This is a genomic window from Paraburkholderia oxyphila NBRC 105797 (assembly GCF_000685075.1).
Classification (GTDB): Bacteria; Pseudomonadota; Gammaproteobacteria; order Burkholderiales; family Burkholderiaceae; genus Paraburkholderia; species Paraburkholderia oxyphila.
On sequence record NZ_BAYD01000024.1, the window covers coordinates 24,514 to 44,761 of the forward strand.

15 protein-coding genes are annotated in these 20,248 nt (G+C 67.8%); 7 read left to right on the forward strand and 8 right to left on the reverse strand.

Annotation, left to right across the window (positions count from 1 at the left end; genetic code table 11):
• Positions 1 to 20: 20 nt before the first annotated feature.
• The 3 genes from BO1_RS17640 to BO1_RS17655 form a co-directional block, all read right to left on the reverse strand.
• Positions 21 to 1,238, reverse strand: a complete 1,218-nt coding sequence (locus tag BO1_RS17640) for a hypothetical protein (RefSeq protein ID WP_028218693.1) — start codon at positions 1,236 to 1,238, stop codon at positions 21 to 23.
• A 4-nt stretch (positions 1,239 to 1,242) separates the two neighbouring features.
• Positions 1,243 to 2,649, reverse strand: coding sequence for a c-type cytochrome (locus BO1_RS17645; protein WP_028218694.1), 1,407 nt, complete (start codon positions 2,647 to 2,649; stop codon positions 1,243 to 1,245).
• A gap of 300 nt (positions 2,650 to 2,949) precedes the next feature.
• Positions 2,950 to 3,351 (reverse strand): DUF2946 domain-containing protein, encoded by a 402-nt coding sequence (locus tag BO1_RS17655; RefSeq protein WP_028218695.1) that lies wholly within the window; start codon positions 3,349 to 3,351, stop codon positions 2,950 to 2,952.
• Between the two features lie 541 nt (positions 3,352 to 3,892).
• Between BO1_RS17655 and BO1_RS17665 the strand changes: the two genes are divergently transcribed.
• The 5 genes from BO1_RS17665 (at position 3,893) to BO1_RS17685 (ending at position 8,929) form a co-directional block, all read left to right on the forward strand.
• Positions 3,893 to 4,753, forward strand: coding sequence for a MurR/RpiR family transcriptional regulator (locus BO1_RS17665; protein WP_028218697.1), 861 nt, complete (start codon positions 3,893 to 3,895; stop codon positions 4,751 to 4,753).
• Positions 4,754 to 4,980: 227 nt separating this feature from the next.
• Positions 4,981 to 6,051, forward strand: a complete 1,071-nt coding sequence (locus BO1_RS51480) for a C45 family autoproteolytic acyltransferase/hydolase (protein ID WP_043285228.1) — start codon at positions 4,981 to 4,983, stop codon at positions 6,049 to 6,051.
• 100 nt (positions 6,052 to 6,151) lie between these two features.
• Positions 6,152 to 7,501: an aspartate aminotransferase family protein gene (locus tag BO1_RS17675; RefSeq protein ID WP_028218698.1), complete on the forward strand. Its 1,350-nt coding sequence runs from the start codon at positions 6,152 to 6,154 to the stop codon at positions 7,499 to 7,501.
• Positions 7,502 to 7,539: 38 nt separating this feature from the next.
• Positions 7,540 to 8,106: a carboxymuconolactone decarboxylase family protein gene (locus BO1_RS17680; protein ID WP_043285230.1), complete on the forward strand. Its 567-nt coding sequence runs from the start codon at positions 7,540 to 7,542 to the stop codon at positions 8,104 to 8,106.
• A gap of 538 nt (positions 8,107 to 8,644) precedes the next feature.
• Entirely contained in the window at positions 8,645 to 8,929 is a 285-nt protein-coding gene (locus tag BO1_RS17685; RefSeq protein ID WP_043285233.1) for a YodC family protein, read from the forward strand.
• 121 nt (positions 8,930 to 9,050) lie between these two features.
• On the opposite strand, the gene BO1_RS17690 is transcribed toward BO1_RS17685, so the two are convergent.
• On the reverse strand, positions 9,051 to 9,683 hold the full coding sequence (locus BO1_RS17690) for a LysE family translocator (RefSeq protein WP_028218701.1): 633 nt from the start codon (positions 9,681 to 9,683) through the stop codon (positions 9,051 to 9,053).
• 220 nt (positions 9,684 to 9,903) lie between these two features.
• Positions 9,904 to 10,302 (reverse strand): superinfection immunity protein, encoded by a 399-nt coding sequence (locus BO1_RS17695; protein WP_407669960.1) that lies wholly within the window; start codon positions 10,300 to 10,302, stop codon positions 9,904 to 9,906.
• 110 nt (positions 10,303 to 10,412) lie between these two features.
• Between BO1_RS17695 and BO1_RS17700 the strand changes: the two genes are divergently transcribed.
• Entirely contained in the window at positions 10,413 to 11,873 is a 1,461-nt protein-coding gene (locus tag BO1_RS17700) for a M20 family metallopeptidase (protein ID WP_028218703.1), read from the forward strand.
• A gap of 102 nt (positions 11,874 to 11,975) precedes the next feature.
• Here the strand turns inward: BO1_RS17700 and cadR are convergent, their stop codons facing one another.
• Both cadR and BO1_RS61200 read right to left on the reverse strand, forming a co-directional pair.
• Positions 11,976 to 12,434, reverse strand: coding sequence for a Cd(II)/Pb(II)-responsive transcriptional regulator (gene cadR / locus BO1_RS17705; protein ID WP_028218704.1), 459 nt, complete (start codon positions 12,432 to 12,434; stop codon positions 11,976 to 11,978).
• A 38-nt stretch (positions 12,435 to 12,472) separates the two neighbouring features.
• Positions 12,473 to 12,880 (reverse strand): hypothetical protein, encoded by a 408-nt coding sequence (locus BO1_RS61200; protein WP_043285236.1) that lies wholly within the window; start codon positions 12,878 to 12,880, stop codon positions 12,473 to 12,475.
• A gap of 108 nt (positions 12,881 to 12,988) precedes the next feature.
• Between BO1_RS61200 and BO1_RS51490 the strand changes: the two genes are divergently transcribed.
• A complete protein-coding gene (locus BO1_RS51490) occupies positions 12,989 to 15,172 on the forward strand; it encodes a heavy metal translocating P-type ATPase (RefSeq protein ID WP_245643823.1) in 2,184 nt (727 codons plus the stop codon).
• 210 nt (positions 15,173 to 15,382) lie between these two features.
• Here BO1_RS51490 and BO1_RS51495 read toward each other — a convergent pair whose 3' ends face one another.
• On the reverse strand, positions 15,383 to 20,095 hold the full coding sequence (locus BO1_RS51495) for a DEAD/DEAH box helicase (protein ID WP_062876979.1): 4,713 nt from the start codon (positions 20,093 to 20,095) through the stop codon (positions 15,383 to 15,385).
• Positions 20,096 to 20,248: the final 153 nt, after the last annotated feature.

Consider the following 20,248-nt stretch of genomic DNA (forward strand, 5'->3'; position numbering starts at 1 on the left):
AGAAGCGATTGAGCAGATCGTTAGAAGCTGTCGCGAACGGAGATCGCGATGCCGTAAGCCAGGAAGACGGCGATCCAGACGCCCAGCACCGCGACCGCGCCGGTGCCCATGCGCGCGACGGAACGCTCGGCGGTATAGACGCCCTGGGTGCGTCCCGAGCGGTAGAGCAGCATCAGGTAGAAGCCGCCAACGAGGCCGCCGATGCCCGTGAGCGTGGCGAAGAACAGCACGGTGGACGGCCAGTCGACATGCACCCCATAGGTATGGATGTCGTAACCGAGGGGCCGCAGATAATGCACGCGGATGACTTCGCGCCAGATTGCCAGCAGGCCGAGCAGCGCGACGCCACCCGCGAGCGGCGCATAGCCGTGCGTGGCTGCGCCGCTCCCGCGCATCCAGAGCGCCATCGCGCCGAGTCCGGCGACGATCAGCCAGCCCAGCGGATGAAGCGCGAGCCCGCTGGCTGTGGGCAGCGAGGCCTGCCATGCGAGCATCGGCAGGATCGAGAGCGCAAAGCCCCAGCGCGCGAGACGACGCCCGAGCGTGCGGACGAAGTCGAGCCAGGCCGCTTCGTGGTCGGCGCGCACGGCGAAGTAGTGCGCATAGGCGATCAGGAACAGTCCGACCGCCGGCACCGAGAGTCCCATGATGAAGACATAGCGCGGCCACTGGATGGCGTGCAGCGCGGCGCCGCGCGTATCCACCATGCCGCCCGGCGCATACCAGTTCATCCATTGCTGCGGCAGCAGGGCCTGGTAGGAGAGCGCATGCATGATGAGACCGTCAAGGCAGAACAGCGCCAGCGCGATCCATGCATAGACGCCGATATGGCGGCGCGCGCCCGCCCGATTCGCGTGATAGAAGGCGAACCAGCAGCAGTAGCCGACGATCAGCGTGAAGATGAAGGCGATGGCCCAGCGTCCCGACAGCACGTTGGACGTATACCACTGCGGGTCGTAGATGACTTGCGTGAACAGCAGGGGGCCGACGCCCAGCACGATCAGTAGCGACACGGCCACTTTGGCGACCTTGGTGAGCGCGAAGGAGAGCCGCTCCCAGTGCGCGCCGTGGCGGCGCCGGTGAAACGCGAAGATGGCCAGTCCCGCGGCGCCGAGCGCGAGGTGCACGAAGGCGATGTGCAGCACCCACGTCACCACCATCAGGATCTGAAACACCACGGGCTGCGCGGGTACCCCGGCGGGGTCGCGCATCGTGTTCATGACGGTTCCGATATCCATGAACTCATTTCCTCATCGAAACAGGTTGAAGCGCCGTCTGTTGCTGCGCGCTTGCGGGATTGGCGGACTGTGTGCGGTCGACGGCGGCCAGATAGTGGGCGATGGCCCGGATCTCGTCGTCGGGCAGGTCGATGCGCGGCATGTAAGGCTGCGTGCCATATTTGAGCGGGCCGCGCAGGAACGCCGCGATCATGTCCTCGTCGGTGGCGTAGTGAAGCTTGCCCGGCAGATTGCGCAGCGGGCCGCCCGGTTCCAGCGAATGGCAGTTGGCGCACGCCATCTTCGTGAGCAGCTTGCCCGCCTCGAGTTCATTGGCGTCCGTCACGCGCCGCAGACGATCGGGCACGAAGGGATTCAGCTTGAGCAGACCGTGCGCGGCGATGGTGTCGACCTCCGCGGTGATGCCCTTGCCCGGCACGTCGCGTGCAATGACCTGGTTGCCGTAGATGTACTGACCGGCGACATACGGCTTGCGCATCGATTCGCGCATGCGTTCCTCGGGCCAGACGCCGAACACGGCGATAAAGGCGAACATCGCCAGCGCGAGCGAGGTGTAGACCTGCTGCGGGCGCCACCAGGCGAACATGAGCCAGAGCGTGGCCACCACGAAGACCGCCACCATGTCCTTTGCGTACACGGGCAAAAGATTGGTGTTGAGCATCACGATGGCGTTGTTGGGCAGCGTGCGCAGATAGTAGAGAAACATCAGCACAGCGAACAATCCGCCCAGCAGGCCGATTGGCGCGAGAAAACGCACCACGCTGCGCCGCAGCGCCGCGTCCTTGAGGCGGCTCGCGACCAGCAGCCCCACCAGCGCGGCCATCACGAACATCGCACCGGTACGGGTGCCGAGCTGCGCGAAGAAGTTGACATTGAAGAATGCGTCGCTGGTCGAACCGGTCTGGTACCAGCGGTCGTTGCCGGGCCACATCATGAACGAGAGGATGCCGACGATCAGCAGCATCGTCGCCCAGGAGGCCAGCGCAAACGACCAGGTCAGCTTCAGATGGGTCTTCGGATCGATTTTGCCCAACAGGTAGACGAGGGCGTAGATACCGATCACCTCGACTGTGAAATAGACCCATTCGCTGGCCCAGACCCAGACGAAGTTGTGGATCAGACCGCTGACGCCGCGTGGGCTGGCCACGGTGATGGCGTACCAGATGCCAGGGCCGGTGATCGAGCCGATGATGTAAGAAAACACGAGCAAAAACATGCCGTACTGCTTGATGAAGTTCAGCAGTTCGGGCTTCTTCTCGCGCCAGGCGCGCGTTTCGAGCAACGCGAACAGGAACGACGCGCCGACGGAAGTGTGGGAAGCCACGACGTGAATCACGCCGATGATGCCCATGACCCAGGCGGTGCCGATGCCGGGTACGTAGAACGTTGGATACATGCCTAGCATGTCCATACGGTCTCCTTGCAGATGAAAAATGCACTCGCACTCCGCACCGCCACATCGTGGCGCGCAGCGAAGGCGCGAGCAGGGCCACGGCGCGCGCGATGGCGCGCCGGGTGCGTGAAGATCAGAAGACGAGGGGCGTGCTCACGGGCGGCGGATGACGCACCGCTGTGGATCGCTCGCGCCGGGGCGCGGCGAGCCGAACCGCTCGCACGCGTGCGCGAACGGGCCTGGGCCGTGGCCCGGGCAGATCAAGCGGTGTAGCGCGTCCGGCCGGCGTGCTTGTGCCAGCGGCAAAGCGCGGCCGCGTCACGCCCGAAGGGGGGCTTGCGAGGGAGGCGCGCGGCTACGATGCGCGCGACGGCGAAAGCGCTTCTGGCCGCGACACACTTCTGTCGTGCGCCGCATGCGCCCGAACCAGAAGCTGAGCGCCTGCCAGGGCGGGACCTTGACCGGCAGCGCCGGAGCATGCTGAAGCAGGGCGCAAAACGCACAAGGGTCGAGCTTTTTCAGCGTCCTGCCGTCCTCTGTGGCGGGTGCAGCTGACAAGCCGGATTCGGTTTGATGGGCGCCCGCGCCACAGACCTCCCACGGTTGTGGAAGCTGACGGCTTTCGAGGATGCGCGACAAGATCGGCGCGCAGGCGCCGAACATTATTGCGAGGACGACGATCCATGTCAGGCGCCGATAGCTTTTGGCTGCCTGTTGCATTGTTGTCTCTTCGTTATGCTGATCGTGGAACTGGTGCAGCCTGACGCGGCGCGATAGTGAGTCCGACTTTGAGCGTGCCGCAGATTCGTGCAGTTGGCGTGGGTACGGTTGCGGCAAGTACGTCGCGTCGACATAGTGATAATTACTTCAACCGTATGTATGCCAGGGATGAAATCTGCGGGGACCGTTACCTCGGAGTGTCGCTCGTCCCCGCCCCTTGGGCGCTCGGCCGCGCGACGCTTATCGAGGATGACGATGCTAGCAGAGCGCGGCGGATTGATATGCAGGGTGGCTGTTATCCTGGCCATTCATCGCGGCACAGGTTGATCACGCAGTCGCGAGGCGGACTTGAGCCCGCAGCGGCGGCCAACGCATATGCGCCGGCCTTCATGGCGGCCTATAAAGCGCGCTTTGTGGAGCCGCCGCTCAGTACGTTCGACGCCCACCAGTCACTGCGGGAGCATGCGCCAGGCGCGTTTCACAACATCCCGCAACACTGGTGGTAACATTTGTTGTCGCCCACCGCCCGTCAGCCATCCGCATGCCAGAAAGCTTCGACCAGCTTGCCGCGCTCATCCGCGCGCGTTTCTCCGAACTGAGCCCGCAATTCCAGACCGGCGCGGCCTTCCTGCTCGACCATCCCGACGAAGTCGCCGTTTCCTCGATGCGCAAGGTCGCCGAGCGCGCCCAGGTGCAGCCCGCGTCGCTCGTGCGGCTCTCGCAGCAGTTCGGTTTTCCGGGCTGGAACGAGTTGCGCAACCTGTTCGTCGCGCGTGTGCGCACGCGTCCCGAGCCGCTTTCGAGCCGCGCCCGCTCGCTCGTCACGGGCAACGCGAAGGACGCGCTCGCACACGATTTGCTGCAAGCCCAGCAGCACAACCTCGAAGCGAGCGCCGCGCACAACACGCGCGCCATGGTCGAAGCCGCGCGCGTGCTGAAGAAAGCGAAGCACGCGCACGTGGCGGGCTTTCGCTCGTGCTACGCGGTCGCGTTCGGCCTCGTATACGGCTACCGGCTCTTTCGGCCCTCGGTCTCGCTGCTGGGCGGCGAGGCCGGCACGCTCGAAATGCAGCTGCTCGGCATCGAGCGCGACAGCGCGACGATCGTCGTGAGCTTCGCGCCATACTCGGTGGAGGCCGTGCGCGTGGCCGAGGCGGCGCTCGAAAAAGGCAGCCGGCTGATCGCCATCACCGATAGCGCCGTCTCGCCCATCGCGCTGAACGCCGAAAAGGTGCTGATCTTCACGCACGAAAGCCCGTCGTTCTTTCCTTCGCTGGTGGCCGCGACGGCGCTCTCCGAGTCGCTCGTCGCGCATCTGCTCGCGCTCGAGGGCGCGGGCGCCGTGGCGCAGCTCGAGCAGTCCGAGCGTACGCTCAACGCGCGCGGCGCCTATGTGCCGTGAAGCGGCGCAGACTCGGCCGCGCAGGTGTCTGGCGCGGCAGCGGAGTCCTGGCTCGCTCGCTGCCTCGTCATGCGGCCCGCCCGCCTGTTCGTAAAGCCGCCTCCGAAGCGGTTTTTTTTCGCATCGCAGATTGCATTTGTTGTGAGATGTATTTAATTTGACAACATATGTTGTGTGGCGTATAAATCGAACATCGGCCGTTTCAGGCATTCAGGCGAAAAATTTCGATGCAGGAACTCAATACTTTTCGGGGGTTGGCCATCCAGGGGCCGGCCCTCCGGATGGGCGGCACGCCCGAGGCGATCGGGCGGCGGCTCGGGGAACTCGCGAAGCCCGTCTTTGCGGCCTATATGGCGCAGAGCAGCGCGTGGGCCGCGGTGAGCCGCTGGCGTGGCAGCGCCTTTGCACAGCAGTTGCGCGCGGCGGCCGAGCGGCATTTTCCGGCCTACGTCGCGGAAATCGACGCGATGGCTGCGGCGCTCGACTGGCCGGCGCACGATCTGTTCCTGTGGAATTGCCGCGGCGAGCTGATCCACAACGCACCGGACGGCTGCACGACGCTCGCGATATGTACACCCGAGGCCGGCCTGATCGCCCACAACGAAGACGGCGATCCGCACCTGCGCGGGCGCTGCGCCGTGGTCGAGGTCGAGCCTCTGGGCAAGCCCGGCTTCGTGAGCTTCTACTATCCCGGCTCGCTGCCCGGCCACACCTTCGCGGCATCGCGTGCGGGGCTGGCGCAGGCCATCAACAACGTGCGCATTCGCGAGCCGCGTGCGGGCGTGCCGCGCATGATCCTCGCGCGCGCCGTGCTCGATGCGGCAACGCTCGCCGACGCGCTGGCGCTGCTGCGCGACACGCCGCGCGCGAGCGGCTTTCACCATACGGTCGGCGGGACCGATGCGGCGGGCCAGGTGCGCGTCTATAGCGTGGAAGCCACCGCGCAGCGCAGCTCGATCGTTGAAGTGGGCGCGCCTTCGGGGCACGCCAACCATCTGACTCACGCGGGATGCGAGAACGAGGGGCAAATCGTCACCGATTCTTCGCGCGACCGTCAGGCACGGCTTGCCGAGCTGCTGCCGGGGCTGGGCGCACAGCCGGATGGCGAGGCGTTCGTGCGCACGCTGCAAGACCGCGCGGGCTCGGGCCTGCCGATCTACCGCGACGACCCCCACGACCCCGACGACGAAAACACGCTCGCCACGGCCTGCATGCGCGTGGAGCCGCGCGGCGTGACGTTCGACGTCTGGCAGGACGGCGTGCGCACGCTGGGCCTGCAGGTCGAGCACGGCGCCTGAAGGGGGCGGCGCAGGCCGCTCAACGTAAAGCGTTTCACGAGCGTCATCGGATCAATTTCAACGCATCAACCCGATTTCAGCGATTTCAGCGAGAAAACCCATGTCCACGAAAGTCTTCCATCGGATGCCGAAGCAAACCTTGCCCGTCGCGGTGGCGGGCGAGGGGATCGAGATCATCGATTCCACCGGCAAGCGCTATATCGACGCGAGCGGCGGCGCGGCCGTCTCGTGCCTCGGCCACAGCAACCAGCGCGTGATCGATGCGATCAAGCACCAGGCGCAGCAACTGCCGTACGCGCATACCTCGTTCTTCACGACCGAGGCTTCCGAGCAGCTCGCCGATCACCTGATCGCCGCGGCGCCCGCGGGGCTCGACCACGTCTATTTCGTTTCGGGCGGCTCGGAGGCGATCGAGGCCGCGCTCAAGCTCGCGCGCCAGTATTTCGTGGAAAAGGGCGAGCTCTCGCGCCGCCATTTCATCGCGCGCCGCCAGAGCTATCACGGCAACACGCTCGGCGCGCTGGCGATCGGCGGCAACGCGTGGCGCCGCGAGCCGTTCCTGCCGATCCTGATCGAATCGCATCACGTGAGCCCGTGCTATGCGTACCGCGAGCGTCATGAGGGCGAGACCGACGAGGCCTATGCGCAGCGCCTCGCCGACGAACTCGAGCAAAAGATTCTCGAACTCGGCGCGGAAAACGTCGCGGCCTTCGTGGCCGAGACGGTGGTGGGCGCAACGGCCGGCGCGGTGCCGCCGGTGCGCGAGTACTTCCGCAAGATCCGCGCGGTGTGCGACCGCTACGGCGTGCTGCTGCTCCTCGACGAAATCATGTCGGGCATGGGCCGCACGGGGTATCTGTTCGCGTGCGAGGAAGACGGCGTGGCGCCCGATCTGCTCACGATCGCGAAGGGCCTGGGCGCGGGTTATCAGCCGATCGGCGCGACGCTCGTGAGCCAACGCATCTACGAGACCATCGTGGGCGGCAGCGGCTACTTCCAGCATGGCCATACCTATATCGGCCACGCCACGGCCTGCGCGGCGGCGCTCGCCGTTCAGCGCGTGATCGCCGAAGACAGGCTGCTCGAGAACGTGCTCGCGCGCGGCGAGCAACTGCGTGCGCGGCTGCGCGAGCGCTACGCCGGGCATCCGTATGTGGGCGACGTGCGCGGGCGGGGCCTCTTCGTGGGCGTCGAGCTCGTGAAGGACCGCGCGACGAAGGCTACCTTCGATCCGTCGCTCAAGCTGCACGCGGCCATCAAGCGCGAGGCGTTCGCGCGCGGCCTGATGGTCTACCCGATGGGGGGCACCGTCGACGGCAAGAATGGCGATCACGTGCTGCTCGCGCCGCCGTTCATCTGCACGGCCCAGGATATCGATACGATCGAGGAGCGCCTGGCCGCCGCGATCGGCGCAGCGCTGAGCGCGACGGGCGTGGCCAACGCCGCCTGATACGCTTGATCGCGTTTTTCCTTTCCCGGAGCCCATTGATGACGCAACCCCAGAACTCGCGCCTGCCCGCCTTCGAGGCGGCCAGCGCGACGTCCGAGCAGAAAGCGGTGCTCGACGAAATCCTTTCCGGCCCGCGCGGCAACCTGAACGGGCCGTTCCTCGGCTGGATCCACAGCCCGGAGCTTGCCCAGCATGCGCAGCGTCTGGGCGCGTTCTGCCGCTACAACACGGGGCTGTCGCTGCGCCTTTCGGAGCTGGCGATTCTCGTGACGGCGGCGCGCTGGCAGGCACAGGCGGAGTGGTATATTCACTACCCGATCGCGCTGAAGGCGGGCGTGCCCGAGGCGCTGGCGGAGCAGATCCGCACCGGCGCCGAGCCGGTCTTCGCCGAAGCCGACGACGCGCTCATCTACGCATTCGTGACGGAGCTCTACGAGGCGAAGCGCGTCTCCGACGCGACCTACGCGCGTGCGGTGGAGCGCTTCGGGCATGAGACCACGATCAACCTCGTCGGCCTGCTCGGCTATTACGCGCTCGTGGCAATGACGCTCAACGTATTCGGCATGCGCGCCGAAGGCCAGACTTCGCTGCCATTTCCCGAGTAAGCGCGAAGCGGCGACGAGTCCGGCACCATCAGGCGCCTTGTCCGGGTCAACTGGGCGAGGCGCTTTTTCGTTTAAGTCGGCCCATAATCATGACGGCCATATTTCAGGCGAGGATTTTTACCCAAACGGTTAATGTCGCGCATTGCAACGCACAAATACCGGCCCGATTCAAGGCGAAAAAATAAAACGGGCGGACGATTTCCGCCTTAAAGTCGGGTTACGCATGGCTCAAATCGGCCTTGCATGCGTGAAATAATCTGACTGTTTGCGCGGTGCAGGCTCGCGGTAAGGCCTGAAGGCCCGCCGGGCCGCGCCGTCCTGCGGGGCGCGGTTATGCGAAGCGAGTTCTCGTGGATTAATTACGGTTTTCCCGTATTCGCGTCAAAATCGCTTGCAGGCTTTATTTCGCGTTGTTAGTCTTGCCGGACTTATTAACGGTCGCCCGAATAACATTATCGACAAACGAGGCCTGCGTGCGGGAGAGGGGAACCCGCGCCGGGCATTATTCGAAGAGCGACCTGGCCTGGGAGGTAATGCCATGCTGGATACGTCCATTGAGCTTGCAGAAAACGAACGCACCGCCACGGCTAGCGTTGGCGACGTGGTCACCCTCAAATCGGGTGGGCCGCGCATGACGGTCATGTACGCGGGGCCTGTGGGCTTTGCGAATGGCCATTGGCTGATCTGCCAGTGGTTCGACGACCAGGGCGAGCTGCGCCAGGACATGTTTGCGCAAGACATGGTGCAAAGCGAGCCGCGCCTGATTTCGGCGGCTTCGGTCAAGCTACGCATGCCGGCAGCCCGCGCCAGCGGGCGCGTTTGAGGCCCGTTGAGGCCGCCTGCGCCCGCAGGTGAAGCGCTGAACGGCGGCGTGCGGCGCCGCGGGGCGGCACGGCCGCCCGCCGATTGCCGTCTACCGGGCGGCCGCTAATTCACGCGTTCGCTTAACGCTGGCCTTCGGCAGCGATCCGTACGGCCAATCCGGCCAGTACCGTCCCCATCAGATACCGCTGAAGGGCCAGCCACTTTGGCCGGCGGGACAGGAACGACGCAATCGTGCCGGCCGTGATTGCCGCGGTGGCGTTCACGCTGACCGAGAGCGCGATCTGCACGGCGCCGAGCTCGATCGACTGGGTGAGCACGCTGCCTTTGGCCGGATCGATGAACTGCGGCAACAGCGAGAGATAGAGGATCGCCACTTTCGGGTTCAGCAGGTTCGTGACGAAGCCCATGAGGAAGAGCTTGCGCGGCGGGTCGGGCGTCAACTCGCGCACCTGGAACGGCGAGCGCCCGCCCGGCTTGAGCGTCTGCCAGGCGAGCCAGGCCAGATAGAGCGCGCCGCCCAGGCGCAGTGCGTCGTACGCAAAGGGCACGGCCATCAGCAGCGCGGTGATGCCGAACGCGGCGCACAGCATGTAGAAAATGAACCCGAGCGCGACTCCGCCGAGCGAAATCAGGCCCGCCTTGCGGCCCTGGCAGATCGAGCGCGAGATCAGGTAGATCATGTTGGGTCCGGGCGTGAGCGCCATGCCGAGCGCAACGGCGGCAAAGGCGAGCAGCGGGGCGACATGGGGCATGGCGGGCTCCGTGGTCCTGCGGGTCAAGCAGTTGGAAAAAGTGGGGACACGCAGGGTGGGGGACCCGCGTGCACGGCGGCTATGTCTGTGATTATTTCATGCAATCGAGGCGCATGCGCGGCCCGTCGCGCGGTTTGGCCGTTCGGCCAGGACGGGCATCTCGCGAAGGCGCTGATCGCGCGTTGTTGCGCCGGTTACCCGGATGCGTCGCGGGGCGGGTTCAATGCGAGGAACGTCCGCGCTCGGACTCGCGGGCCTCGCGCGCGTGGACGCGGTCGTCGAGCCGGCGGGAGAACACCAGCATGCCCAGACGCCGCTTTCTTTCCTTCACGTTGCCGCCGATGTCCTTCGGCGGATTCGGCTGCAGCGACCAGTAGAGCGCCAGCAGCCAGCCGAACACCGTCCAGCCCAGCACCGCGTTGAAGAGGGCGATCGTCAGCAAATCGTCACGCATGCGGTGGTCCGCGATCAGCGCAGGCAGGAAATAGAGCGCGACCGCTGCCAGCAGAACGATGATCTCGAAGACGGAATGGCTCACCATAGCCGGTCCTTCCCAACGGGGCGTCATGCCCCCCAATCGTTCATTGTCGCGCGGATCGGCCGCGCGTGCCTGGCGCACCTCGAGTACCTGGCCGGATGGCCAGCGCACGGCGAGTTTGTGACGGAGGCCTGTCGGCAAAGCGGGGTTCCGGTCTATGATTTATGTTTTTCCCGCACGGTATTCGCACCATGAGCTCAGACACGACAGAGGACATCCGCCAACTGGATCACGACGCATTGCGTGCGTTCGTCGAGCGCAAGTGGAACGACGAAATCGTCCCGGCGCTCACTGACTACATCGCGGTGCCGGCGAAGAGCCCGGCATTCGACGCCGACTGGGCAAAGCACGGCTATCTCGAGCGTGTCGTGCAGGACGCCGCGAAATGGGCCGAAACACAGCCCGTGCGCGGCCTGAAACTCGAAATCGTGCGTTTGCCGGGCCGCACGCCGGTGATCTTCTTCGAGGTGCCGGCCACGCGCTCGGGCAGCAGCGAGACCGTCGTGCTCTATGGGCACCTCGACAAGCAGCCCGAATTCGCCGGCTGGCGCAATGACCTCGGGCCCTGGACGCCCAAGCTCGAAGACGGCCGCCTCTACGGGCGCGGCGGCGCGGACGACGGCTATGCCATCTACGCGAGCGTCACGGCGCTGGCCGCGCTCGACGCCCAGGGCATCGAGCGCCCGCGCTGCGTGGGCCTCATCGAGACCTGCGAGGAGTCAGGCAGCTACGACCTGCTGCCCTACGTCGACGCACTGCGCGAGCGCCTCGGCAATGTTGGGCTCGTGGTCTGTCTCGACTCGGGCGCGGGCAATTACGATCAACTCTGGCTCACCACCTCGCTGCGCGGTCTTGTATCGGGCGATCTGGAAGTCGAGGTGCTCGAAGAGGGCATCCATTCGGGCTCCTATGGCGGCATTGCGCCGTCGAGCTTCCGCGTGATGCGCCAGCTGTTCGAGCGGCTCGAAGACGCCGCGAGCGGGACGCTCCTGCCCAAGGGTTTTCATTGCGCGATTCCGTCCAGCCGCCTTTCCGAGGCCGAGGCCACGGCGAAGATTCTTGGCGAGAGCGTCTGGCGGGGGCTGCCCTGGGCCTGCGGCCAGGACGGCCGCCCCGTGCTGCCCAAGACGACGGACCCGCAGCAGGCGCTGCTCGATTCGACGTGGCGGCCCTCGCTCTCCGTGACCGGCGCAGCGGGCCTGCCCGCGCTCGCCGACGCCGGTAACGTGCTGCGGCCGCGTACGGCATTCAAGCTCTCGCTGCGGCTGCCGCCGCTGGTGGAGGCGTCGAAGGCCGTCGCCGAGCTCAAGGCGCTGCTCGAACTCGATCCGCCCTATAACGCGAAAGTCACCTTCAAGCCCGACACGGGCGCGGCCAACGGCTGGAGCGCGCCGGAACTCGCGCCGTGGCTCTCGCAGGCGCTCGACGCGGCTTCGCGCACGCATTTCGGCGCGGACTGCGCGTATCTCGGCCAGGGCGGCACGATTCCGCTGATGAACGTCCTGCAGGCGGGGTTCCCCAAATCGCAGTTCATGGTGTGCGGCGTGCTCGGGCCGAAGTCGAACGCGCATGGGCCGAATGAATTCCTGCACGTGCCGTACGCGAAGAAGCTCACCGCCGCGGTGGCCGAGGTGATTGCTTCGGCTCCCTGAGGGGCTGGAGCGGTCCAAAGGGCTGGTGCCTGTTATTGACGTGAGCAGGCCCTGAAAGGATGGTGCGCGTGCCAGCCGCGCACCATCCGCCCCGTTTGCGTTTTATCCCTTCGCCGCTGTGTCGTCGTGCGCGGCATCCGCGTGGCAGGAGCAGTTTTCTTCGTCTATCGGCTGCTCCAGATTCTTCATGATCCCGCACTCGGCGCTGCTGCTGTGGTGGGCATTGCAGCTCTCGCGCAGCGTCCGCAACTGCTGCTCGAGCACGCGCATCGACTCGATCTGCTCGTGAATGCGCGCAATCTGGCAATCGATCAGCTGATTGACTTCGTCGCAAGGCTGTCCCGGGTCGGCCTGGTAGCGCCGCAGCATGCGGATGTCGGCGAGCCCGATGCCCAGCGAGCGGCAATGGCGGATGAAGTTCAACTGCGCCGCATGCGCGCCCGTGTAGCGGCGGTATCCGTTGGTTTCGCGCGCCGGCTCGTCCAGCAGGCCTTCGCGTTCGTAGAAACGCACCGTTTCGACGTCGCAATGGGCCTGGCGCGCCAGTTCACCGATTCTCATGGTCGCAGTTCTCCCAAAATGGCTTGACCCTGTAGCGGCTACAGGCTGTCCAATGATTCTGTCACTTTTGGGAGAAATCGGCCATGGTCCAGGCTTTCTGGTCGCGGTTTGTGCTCGCGCAACGCTTTCGGGCGCGCGACGAAGGGCGGGATGCTGCGGCGTCGCGCACGACGGAATCGGCCGTCACGCTCGATGAAGCGGAGGACGATCACGCCTGCGGCTGCGCGCATGCGCACGCAGACGAGGATCGCGCGCGCGGTCGTGCGGACGCCAGTGCCGATGAGCACGGGGGCGGTCATCAGCATGACAAAGGGCGCGACCATGAGCATGCCCACGGTCACGATCATGGGCACGAGCATGACGATGATCACGGGCACGCATGCGGCCACGATCATGGCAAAGCCCACGCCCATGACCATGACCATGACCATGACCACGTCGGCCATGAAGCCGCATCCTGCTGCGCCGGCGCTGCCGCGCTGCAATCCGTCCGCAGCGCCGCGCCGGCGAGCGCACCGGAAGGGGCGCAGCGCGCACGCTACCGCATCGACAACATGGACTGCCCGACCGAGGAGCGGCTCATTCGCAAACGCCTCGAGCCGATGCAGGGTGTCGTGCGTCTGGACTTCGATCTGCTCGCGCGCGAGCTGACGGTCTACCATCGGCTGCCCGATGCGCAGCCGCTTGAAGCCGCGCTGCGCGCGCTCGACATGGCGCCGCGCCTGCTCGACGACGGCGCGCAGGCCAACGCCAGCGCGGACGCACCGGCACGCAGCGCAGGCCTCGCGATGCGCGAGAAGCTGCTGCTCGCCGCGAGCGGCATCGCTGCTGCTGCGGCCGAGGTGCTTGCGTGGACCACGGGTCATGAGACCGGCGTGCCGGTGCTGGTCTGCGCGGTCGTCTCGCTGCTGTGCGCGGGCTTGCCCACGCTGCGCAAAGGCTGGATCGCGCTCAAGAACTTCACGATCAACATCTATTTCCTGATGTCGCTGGCGGTCGCGGGCGCCGTTGTCATCGGCAAGTGGCCCGAGGCGGCCATGGTCGTGTTCCTGTTCGCGCTCGCCGAGCAAATCGAGGCGCTTTCGCTCGAACGCGCGCGTCACGCGATTCGCTCGCTGACCGCGCTCGCGCCCGAAACCGCCGAGGTTTGGATGGCCGCCGCCGGAGCACAGTCGGCGCAAAACTCGGCCCAAAACTCGACGCAACCGTCGGCCCAACAGCCGGAGCCGGGCGAATGGCGCACCCGCGCCGTCGCCGAAGTGGCGGTGGGCGAGCGCATCCGCGTGCGCACGGGCGAGCGAGTCCCGGTCGATGCACGCGTGGCCACGGGACGCGCGGCGCTCGATCAGGCGCCCATCACCGGCGAGAGCCTGCCCGTCGACAAGTCCGAAGGCGATGCGCTCTACGCGGGCAGCATCGTCGTCGACGGCGTCGTGGAGGCGATCGTCACCGCGACCGCGCGCGACAGCACGCTCGCGCGCATCGCGGCGGCGGTCCAGGAGGCCCAGGCGCAGCGCGCGCCGACCCAGCGCTTCGTCGACCAGTTCGCGCGCTACTACACGCCCGCCGTCGTCGCGCTCGCCGTGCTGATCGCCATTGTGGGTCCGCTCGCGTTCGGCGGCGCGTGGGGCGCGTGGCTCTACAAGTCGCTGGTGCTGCTCGTGATCGCCTGCCCGTGCGCGCTCGTCGTCTCGACGCCGGTGACGGTCGTGAGCGGCCTCGCGGCGGCCGCGCGCAACGGCATGCTCGTGAAGGGCGGCGTATGGCTCGAGCGCGGGCGTTTGCTCAAGGCCGTCGCGCTCGACAAGACCGGCACGCTCACGCGCGGCGCGCCGGTGCTCACCGACACGCTCGCGCTGGCGGCGCTGCCCGAGGACGAGGCCCTGCGCCTCGCCGCGAGCCTCGACGACGCCAGCACGCATCCGGTTGCGCGTGCGCTCGTGGCGGGCTGGCGCGAGCGCGGCACGCAAGTGTCGCTCGAGCCGATCGACAATTTCGCGGTCCTCAACGGCCTCGGCGTGACGGGGCGCATTGCCGGCGAGGCGTGGCATCTGGGCAATCATCGGCTCGTCGAGTCGCTGGGCCTATGTTCGCCGGATCTCGAAGCGCGGCTTGCGCAGCTCGAAGCGGCGGGCAAGACGGCCATCGTGCTGTGCTCGCCGCGCGAGCCGGTGGCGCTGTTCGCCGTCGCCGACGCGCTGCGGCCCGAGAGCTTGAGCGCCGTGCGCGCGCTCAAGCAGCTGGGCGCGACGCCGGTGATGCTGACCGGCGACAACCCCGCGACGGCACGCGCGATTGCGGCGCAACTCGGCATCGACGACGCGCGCGGCAATCTGCTGCCGCAGGACAAGCAGGACGCGGTGGCGGACCTCTCGGCGCGGCACGGCATGACGGCGATGGTGGGAGACGGCGTGAACGACGCGCCCGCGCTCGCGCGCGCCGACATCGGCTTCGCGATGGGGGCGGCCGGCACGGCGACGGCGCTCGAAACCGCCGACGTCGCGATCATGGACGACGACCCGCGCAAGATCGCGGCGTTCATCGGCTTGAGTCGCAAGGTGTCGGCGGTGCTCATGCAGAACATCGCGCTCGCGCTGGGGATCAAGGCCGTCTTCCTCGTGCTGGCGCTGGCGGGCGAGGCGACCCTCTGGATGGCCGTGTTCGCGGACGTGGGCGCGAGCCTGCTGGTCGTCGCCAACGGGTTGCGCGTGCGGCGGCATTTCGCAGGAAAGCCTTAATTGCGCGTGGCGAGTGGGGTATAGCGGGGACGCGCAGGTGGGGAAGCACGGTTGAGGTGACGCATGCCTTGGCCGTGCCTGCGCGGATCAGCGCGCAACTAACAGCCACCAATCGTCGGCACCTTGAATTACGCAACTAACAGCCCATCCCGCCCGAGTTCCCCAACAAACTTCACCGTGGCACCAAAAACGGTACTCGTAATACGCACGCTAGGCGCCCGAAGCAACGCTCCCTAAGCTACCAAAAGCCGTGCGCAGGGCGGCGCGCGCGTCCTCATCGAAATCGCCGAGAAACGCCCAACGGCTCGCGATTAGCGTCGCGACGGGCACGCCATCCCGAAACACGATGCGATTGCCCGCGACCGCGGGCACTTTTTCTCCAGGCAACACGGTGCCGACGAGATTCAGCGGATCTGAGGCGGCAATGCAGACGAGCACGCCTTCTGCGCCCGGTGCCCCGTGCGCCGGACTGCCTGTGCCAGCGCGCCGCCGCACCTCGCGCAGCAGCGCGACGGCTTCCGGCAGGGCAAACTGCTCGCCCGAGAGGCCCGTGACGAAGCGGCCGCCGCGCAAGTCGCCGCGCGCCTCCATGCGGCGCAGCACGCGCAGCAGGTCGCGCCACGGCGGCAGCCAGGGCGCCTCGCGCGCGAGCAGTTGCCAGCACACGACGCCATAGCGGCGCAGCAGCACGTGCGCGACATGTTCCTGCAGATCGGGGTCGGCTGGCGGGCGGCGCGATGGTGGCGCCGATGTTGCCAGGTTAGTCGCGCGCACCGCTCGCACCTCGCTCGCGGCGACCGGCGCCTGCGCGTCCCCCAGTGCCGATGAACCCAACACGACATCCGTGGCCACACGATCCTCCGCCGGCGCCGCCTGCGCAGCGGGCAACGCGACGCGCCTGAGCACCGCCCAGCGCCCGGCATCGGCCATGCCGCCCACGAGCGGCCCGAAGCCGCGCGCTCGCCGTCGTCCGTAATGTCCGTGCTGCGCATGGCGCTTCGCCGCGGGGCGGACCAGTGCGCGCAGCCCCGCGAAGCTGTCGGCGTTCACGAGCCCCGCGGCCACCAGCTCGCCCAGCGCGTTCTCCAGCTCCACGCCGAGCAGGTGCGCATCGGCGGCCAGTTCGTCGAAGAACATCGCGCCGTGGCGCAGCAGCGCCTCATGGACGCGCCGTGCGCGCGCCGAAAGCTCCGCCGCTTCGGGGGCCTCGACGAGCGCGGTCCAGCGCGCGAGCTCACGGCGCGGCAGCAGCACGACGGGCGTGCTGCGCACCGTCGACGCTGCGGCCCGCGCGGGCAGCCGCGCCCAGGCGAGATGCCCGGAGCGGCACAGCTCGTCGAGCAGCATCGGCGTGTAATCGTCGATGCGCGCGGGCAGGATCTCGTCTTCCCACGACAGCGCCGAAGCCTCCCAGCCTTCGAGCTGATCGAGCATGGCCGCGAGCGCGTCGCGGCCCGAGCCGCGCGCGTCGGCGCCCACGTGCTGCCACTCGAACAGGAAACGCATGAAGTCCTGGCGCTCGACCGGCTCGATCTCGCGGCGCAGCTTGCGTACCGTGTAGCGGTGGATGCGCGCGAGCAGATGACGCTCGCACCATTCCTCCTCGCGCGCGCCCGGCGTGAAGCGGCCGCGCATGACCGTGCCTTCGGCTTCGAGGCGCGTGAGCGCCAGCGCGGCCACGCTCGCCTCCAGCGCGAGCGGCCGCGCCACTTGCGAAACCGTCAGGGGTCCGAATCCGGACAGTCGGGCACGCACGATCTCGACCAGCGCCGTGTCCTCGTTCCACGCTTCGTCGCGCGCTTCCTCGACGCCCGCGAGCGCAGCCAGCGGCGGCTCGCATTGCGCCTGCGGATAGATCGCGCGCACGCAGGCGAGCCGCTCGATGCTGACCCACAGCGCGTCGTGTTCCGCGACCGGCATGCGCGTCGCGCGACCGGCGGCGGCCAGGCCGGCGAGCCATGCGCTCCAGCCGTGCGCGTCCGCCTCGCTTTGCGCAAGCGCGCCGAGCGTGTTGAGCGCGTCGTGCAATTCGTCCGCATCGCGCACCTGCGGCCAGGCTTCCTCGCGCACGCTCGCGATCGCCTCGGGATCGAGCGCGCCGAGATCGTCCGTGGATTCCGGGTCGCTCCAGCGCCGTGACAGCACCGCCTGGGTACGCCGCTCTTCGAGCGGGGCATCGTCGAGGAACGCATAGGGACGCGCGCTCAGAATCTCCGCCGCGAGCGGCGAGGGCGCCGGCAGCTCGCGTGTCACGAGCCGCACGCCATTCGACTCGATGCGGCGCAGCAGGGCGAGCCATGCTTCGGTGTCCATCGCATCGTGGAGGCAGTCGTCGAGGGTTTGATCGACGAGCGGATGGCGCGGAATTTCGCGCTCGCCCGCGAGATTTTCGACGCACGCGACCTGGTCGGGGAACACGGCCGCGAGCAGGTCCTCGCTGCGCATGCGCTGGATCTGCGGCGGCGTTTTGCGCCCGCCGGTCTGGCGCGGCAGCGCGAGCGCCGTGGTGGCGTTCCAGCGCCAGCGCACGCCAAACAGCGGCGCGTCGAGCAGCGCCTGTACGAGCAGGTGCTCGGCGCTGTTCGAGTGCAGATAGCGCCACACTTCGTCGAGCGCGAAGCTGTGCGCGTGCGTGAGCGAGAGGATGATCGCGTCCTCGGTCGCGGCGGCCTGCAGCTCGAAGTTGAACTGGCGGCAAAAGCGCTTGCGCAGCGTGAGGCCCCACGCACGGTTCACGCGGCTGCCGAACGGCGCGTGGATCACGAGCTGGGTGCCGCCCGCTTCGTCGAAGAAACGCTCCATCACGAGCGTGTCCTGGGTCGGCAGGACGGTGAGCGCGGCGCGTGCGCGCGCGAGGTACTCGACGATCTGGCGCGCTGCGGCGTCGTCCAGACCGAGCGTGTCGGCGAGCCATGCCGTGGCGCGCTCGATGGCGGCGGCGTTTGCCGCTACGCCTGGGCTCGCCGTGGCGTCTGCACCGTCGTTCGCGGCGTCTGCGATACCGGGCGGGCCGTTCTGGGAGATATCGCTCGACGCTACCCCAACAGCGTGCGTGCCAAGTTCCGTCTCGATCTGGGCGCGCAAGCGCGAGATCGCGAACGAGAGCTCGTCGCTGCGGCCCGGCGCCTCGCCGAGCCAGAACGGGATGTTCGGCGGCTGGCCGTGCGCGTCCTCCACGCGCACGCGTCCCGCCTCGATGCGCAGGATGCGGTACGAGGCGTTGCCGAGCTGGAATACGTCGCCCGCGAGGCTTTCGACGGCGAAGTCCTCGTTCACGGTGCCGATCTGCACGCCCTGTGGCTCGAGCAGCACGGCGTAGTCGGCGTTGTCGGGGATCGTGCCGCCCGAGGTCAGCGCGACGAGGCGCGCGCCGCGCCGCGCGCGCAGCGTCCGGCTCACCACGTCGCGGTGCAGATACGCGGCGCGCGGCCCGTGGCGGCTCGTGTAGCCCTCGGCGAGCATGCGCAGCACCGCGTCGAAGCGCGCGCGCTCGAGCTGCGCGAACGGCGCGCTGCGGCGCACGAGCGCGAAGAGCGCGTCCTCGGACCATTCCGCGCAGGCCACCTCGGCGACGATCTGCTGCGCCAGCACGTCGAGTGGCGCGTGCGGCAGCGCGAGGCGGTCGAGCTCGCCGCGCCGCACGCAGTCGAGCAGCGCCGCGCATTCGATGAGGTCGTCGCGCGAGGTCGGAAACAGCCGCCCCTTTGGCATGCCGCCGACCTGGTGGCCCGAGCGCCCGACGCGCTGCAAAAAGCCCGCGATCGAGCGCGGCGAGCCGATCTGGCAGACGAGATCGACATCGCCGATATCGATGCCCAATTCGAGCGAGGCGGTTGCCACCAGCACGCGCAGCTCGCCGCGCTTCAGGCGCTGCTCGGCATCGAAGCGATGCTCGCGCGCGAGGCTGCCGTGATGCGCGGCCACGACCTCGGCGCCGAGTCGGTCGCTGAGGTGGCGCGCGACGCGCTCGGCCATGCGGCGCGTGTTCACGAACACGAGCGTCGTGCGGTGCTGCGCGACGAGCTCGGCCATGCGATCGTACACGCGCTCCCACACGTCGTTGGCCATCACGGCCTCGAGCGGCACCGGCGGCACTTCGAGCGCGAGGTCGCGCGCGCGCACATGACCCGCATCGACGATCGCGCACACAGGCGCCGCCGCGTCGTCGCTACCCATGCCGACCAGAAACCGTGCGACCGTTTCGATGGGCTTTTGCGTGGCCGAAAGCCCGATGCGCAGGAGACGCTGCCCGCACAGCGCGTCGAGGCGCTCGAGGCTGAGTGCGAGATGCACGCCGCGCTTGTTGCCCGCGAGCGCATGAATCTCGTCGACGATCACGCTGCGCGCGCCAGCGAGCATGCGGCGGCCCGACTCCGAGCCGAGCAGCACATAGAGCGACTCGGGCGTGGTCACGAGGATATGCGGCGCGCGCTTGCGCTGTGCGGCGCGCTCGGGCTGCGGTGTGTCGCCGGTGCGTACGGCGGTGCGGATCTCGACGGGCGGCAGGTCGAGGCGCGCCAGCTCGGCGCGGATGCCTTCGAGCGGGCGCTCCAGGTTCAGGTGGATGTCGTTGGAGAGCGCCTTGAGCGGCGAGACGTAGACCACGAGTGTGGCGTCGGGCAGCGCGCCGCCGTTCGCGAGGCCTTCGCGCACGAGCGCATCGAGCGCGGCGAGAAAGCCCGTGAGTGTCTTGCCCGAGCCGGTGGGCGCGGCCACCAGCGTCGCGCGGCCGGCCGCGATGAGCGGCCACGCGGCGCGCTGCGCAGGGGTGGGGGCCGCGAAGCTGTTGCGGAACCACGCGGCCACGGCCGGATGGAAGAGGGCGAGCGGATCCGCCAGGTCTGCGACGTTGGCGGCGTCGGGCGCGTTGAGCGCGGACCTGGGCGAATCGGGCTGGACGGAGGCGGGCGAAAGCAGGCTCATGCGCACAAGGTTTGAGGGCGCGGCGCGCGGGTTTCAAGTGCCGGGCATTCGGGAGATGCGGCTCATGGGGCTCGCGCGGTCCATCGGGTTGATGGGTGCAAACCGCAAAAGGCATCGCGAAAGGGCAGTCTGGCAGGTTTCGCGCGCGGCTGC

What these genes read in the sequence shown, in the direction of transcription:
- BO1_RS17640 (WP_028218693.1), bottom strand. Translation starts at nt 1,238, where the DNA reads ATGGATATCGGAACCGTCATGAACACGATGCGCGACCCCGCCGGGGTA.
- BO1_RS61200 (WP_043285236.1), bottom strand. Translation starts at nt 12,880, where the DNA reads ATGGCCGACGTGGTCATGGTCATGGTCATGGTCATGGGCGTGGGCTTT.
- BO1_RS51495 (WP_062876979.1), bottom strand. Translation starts at nt 20,095, where the DNA reads ATGAGCCTGCTTTCGCCCGCCTCCGTCCAGCCCGATTCGCCCAGGTCC.
- BO1_RS17685 (WP_043285233.1), top strand. Translation starts at nt 8,645, where the DNA reads ATGCTGGATACGTCCATTGAGCTTGCAGAAAACGAACGCACCGCCACG.
- BO1_RS17675 (WP_028218698.1), top strand. Translation starts at nt 6,152, where the DNA reads ATGTCCACGAAAGTCTTCCATCGGATGCCGAAGCAAACCTTGCCCGTC.
- cadR (WP_028218704.1), bottom strand. Translation starts at nt 12,434, where the DNA reads ATGAGAATCGGTGAACTGGCGCGCCAGGCCCATTGCGACGTCGAAACG.
- BO1_RS17690 (WP_028218701.1), bottom strand. Translation starts at nt 9,683, where the DNA reads ATGCCCCATGTCGCCCCGCTGCTCGCCTTTGCCGCCGTTGCGCTCGGC.
- BO1_RS17700 (WP_028218703.1), top strand. Translation starts at nt 10,413, where the DNA reads ATGAGCTCAGACACGACAGAGGACATCCGCCAACTGGATCACGACGCA.
- BO1_RS51480 (WP_043285228.1), top strand. Translation starts at nt 4,981, where the DNA reads ATGCAGGAACTCAATACTTTTCGGGGGTTGGCCATCCAGGGGCCGGCC.
- BO1_RS17665 (WP_028218697.1), top strand. Translation starts at nt 3,893, where the DNA reads ATGCCAGAAAGCTTCGACCAGCTTGCCGCGCTCATCCGCGCGCGTTTC.
- BO1_RS17645 (WP_028218694.1), bottom strand. Translation starts at nt 2,649, where the DNA reads ATGGACATGCTAGGCATGTATCCAACGTTCTACGTACCCGGCATCGGC.
- BO1_RS17655 (WP_028218695.1), bottom strand. Translation starts at nt 3,351, where the DNA reads ATGCAACAGGCAGCCAAAAGCTATCGGCGCCTGACATGGATCGTCGTC.
- BO1_RS51490 (WP_245643823.1), top strand. Translation starts at nt 12,989, where the DNA reads ATGGACTGCCCGACCGAGGAGCGGCTCATTCGCAAACGCCTCGAGCCG.
- BO1_RS17680 (WP_043285230.1), top strand. Translation starts at nt 7,540, where the DNA reads ATGACGCAACCCCAGAACTCGCGCCTGCCCGCCTTCGAGGCGGCCAGC.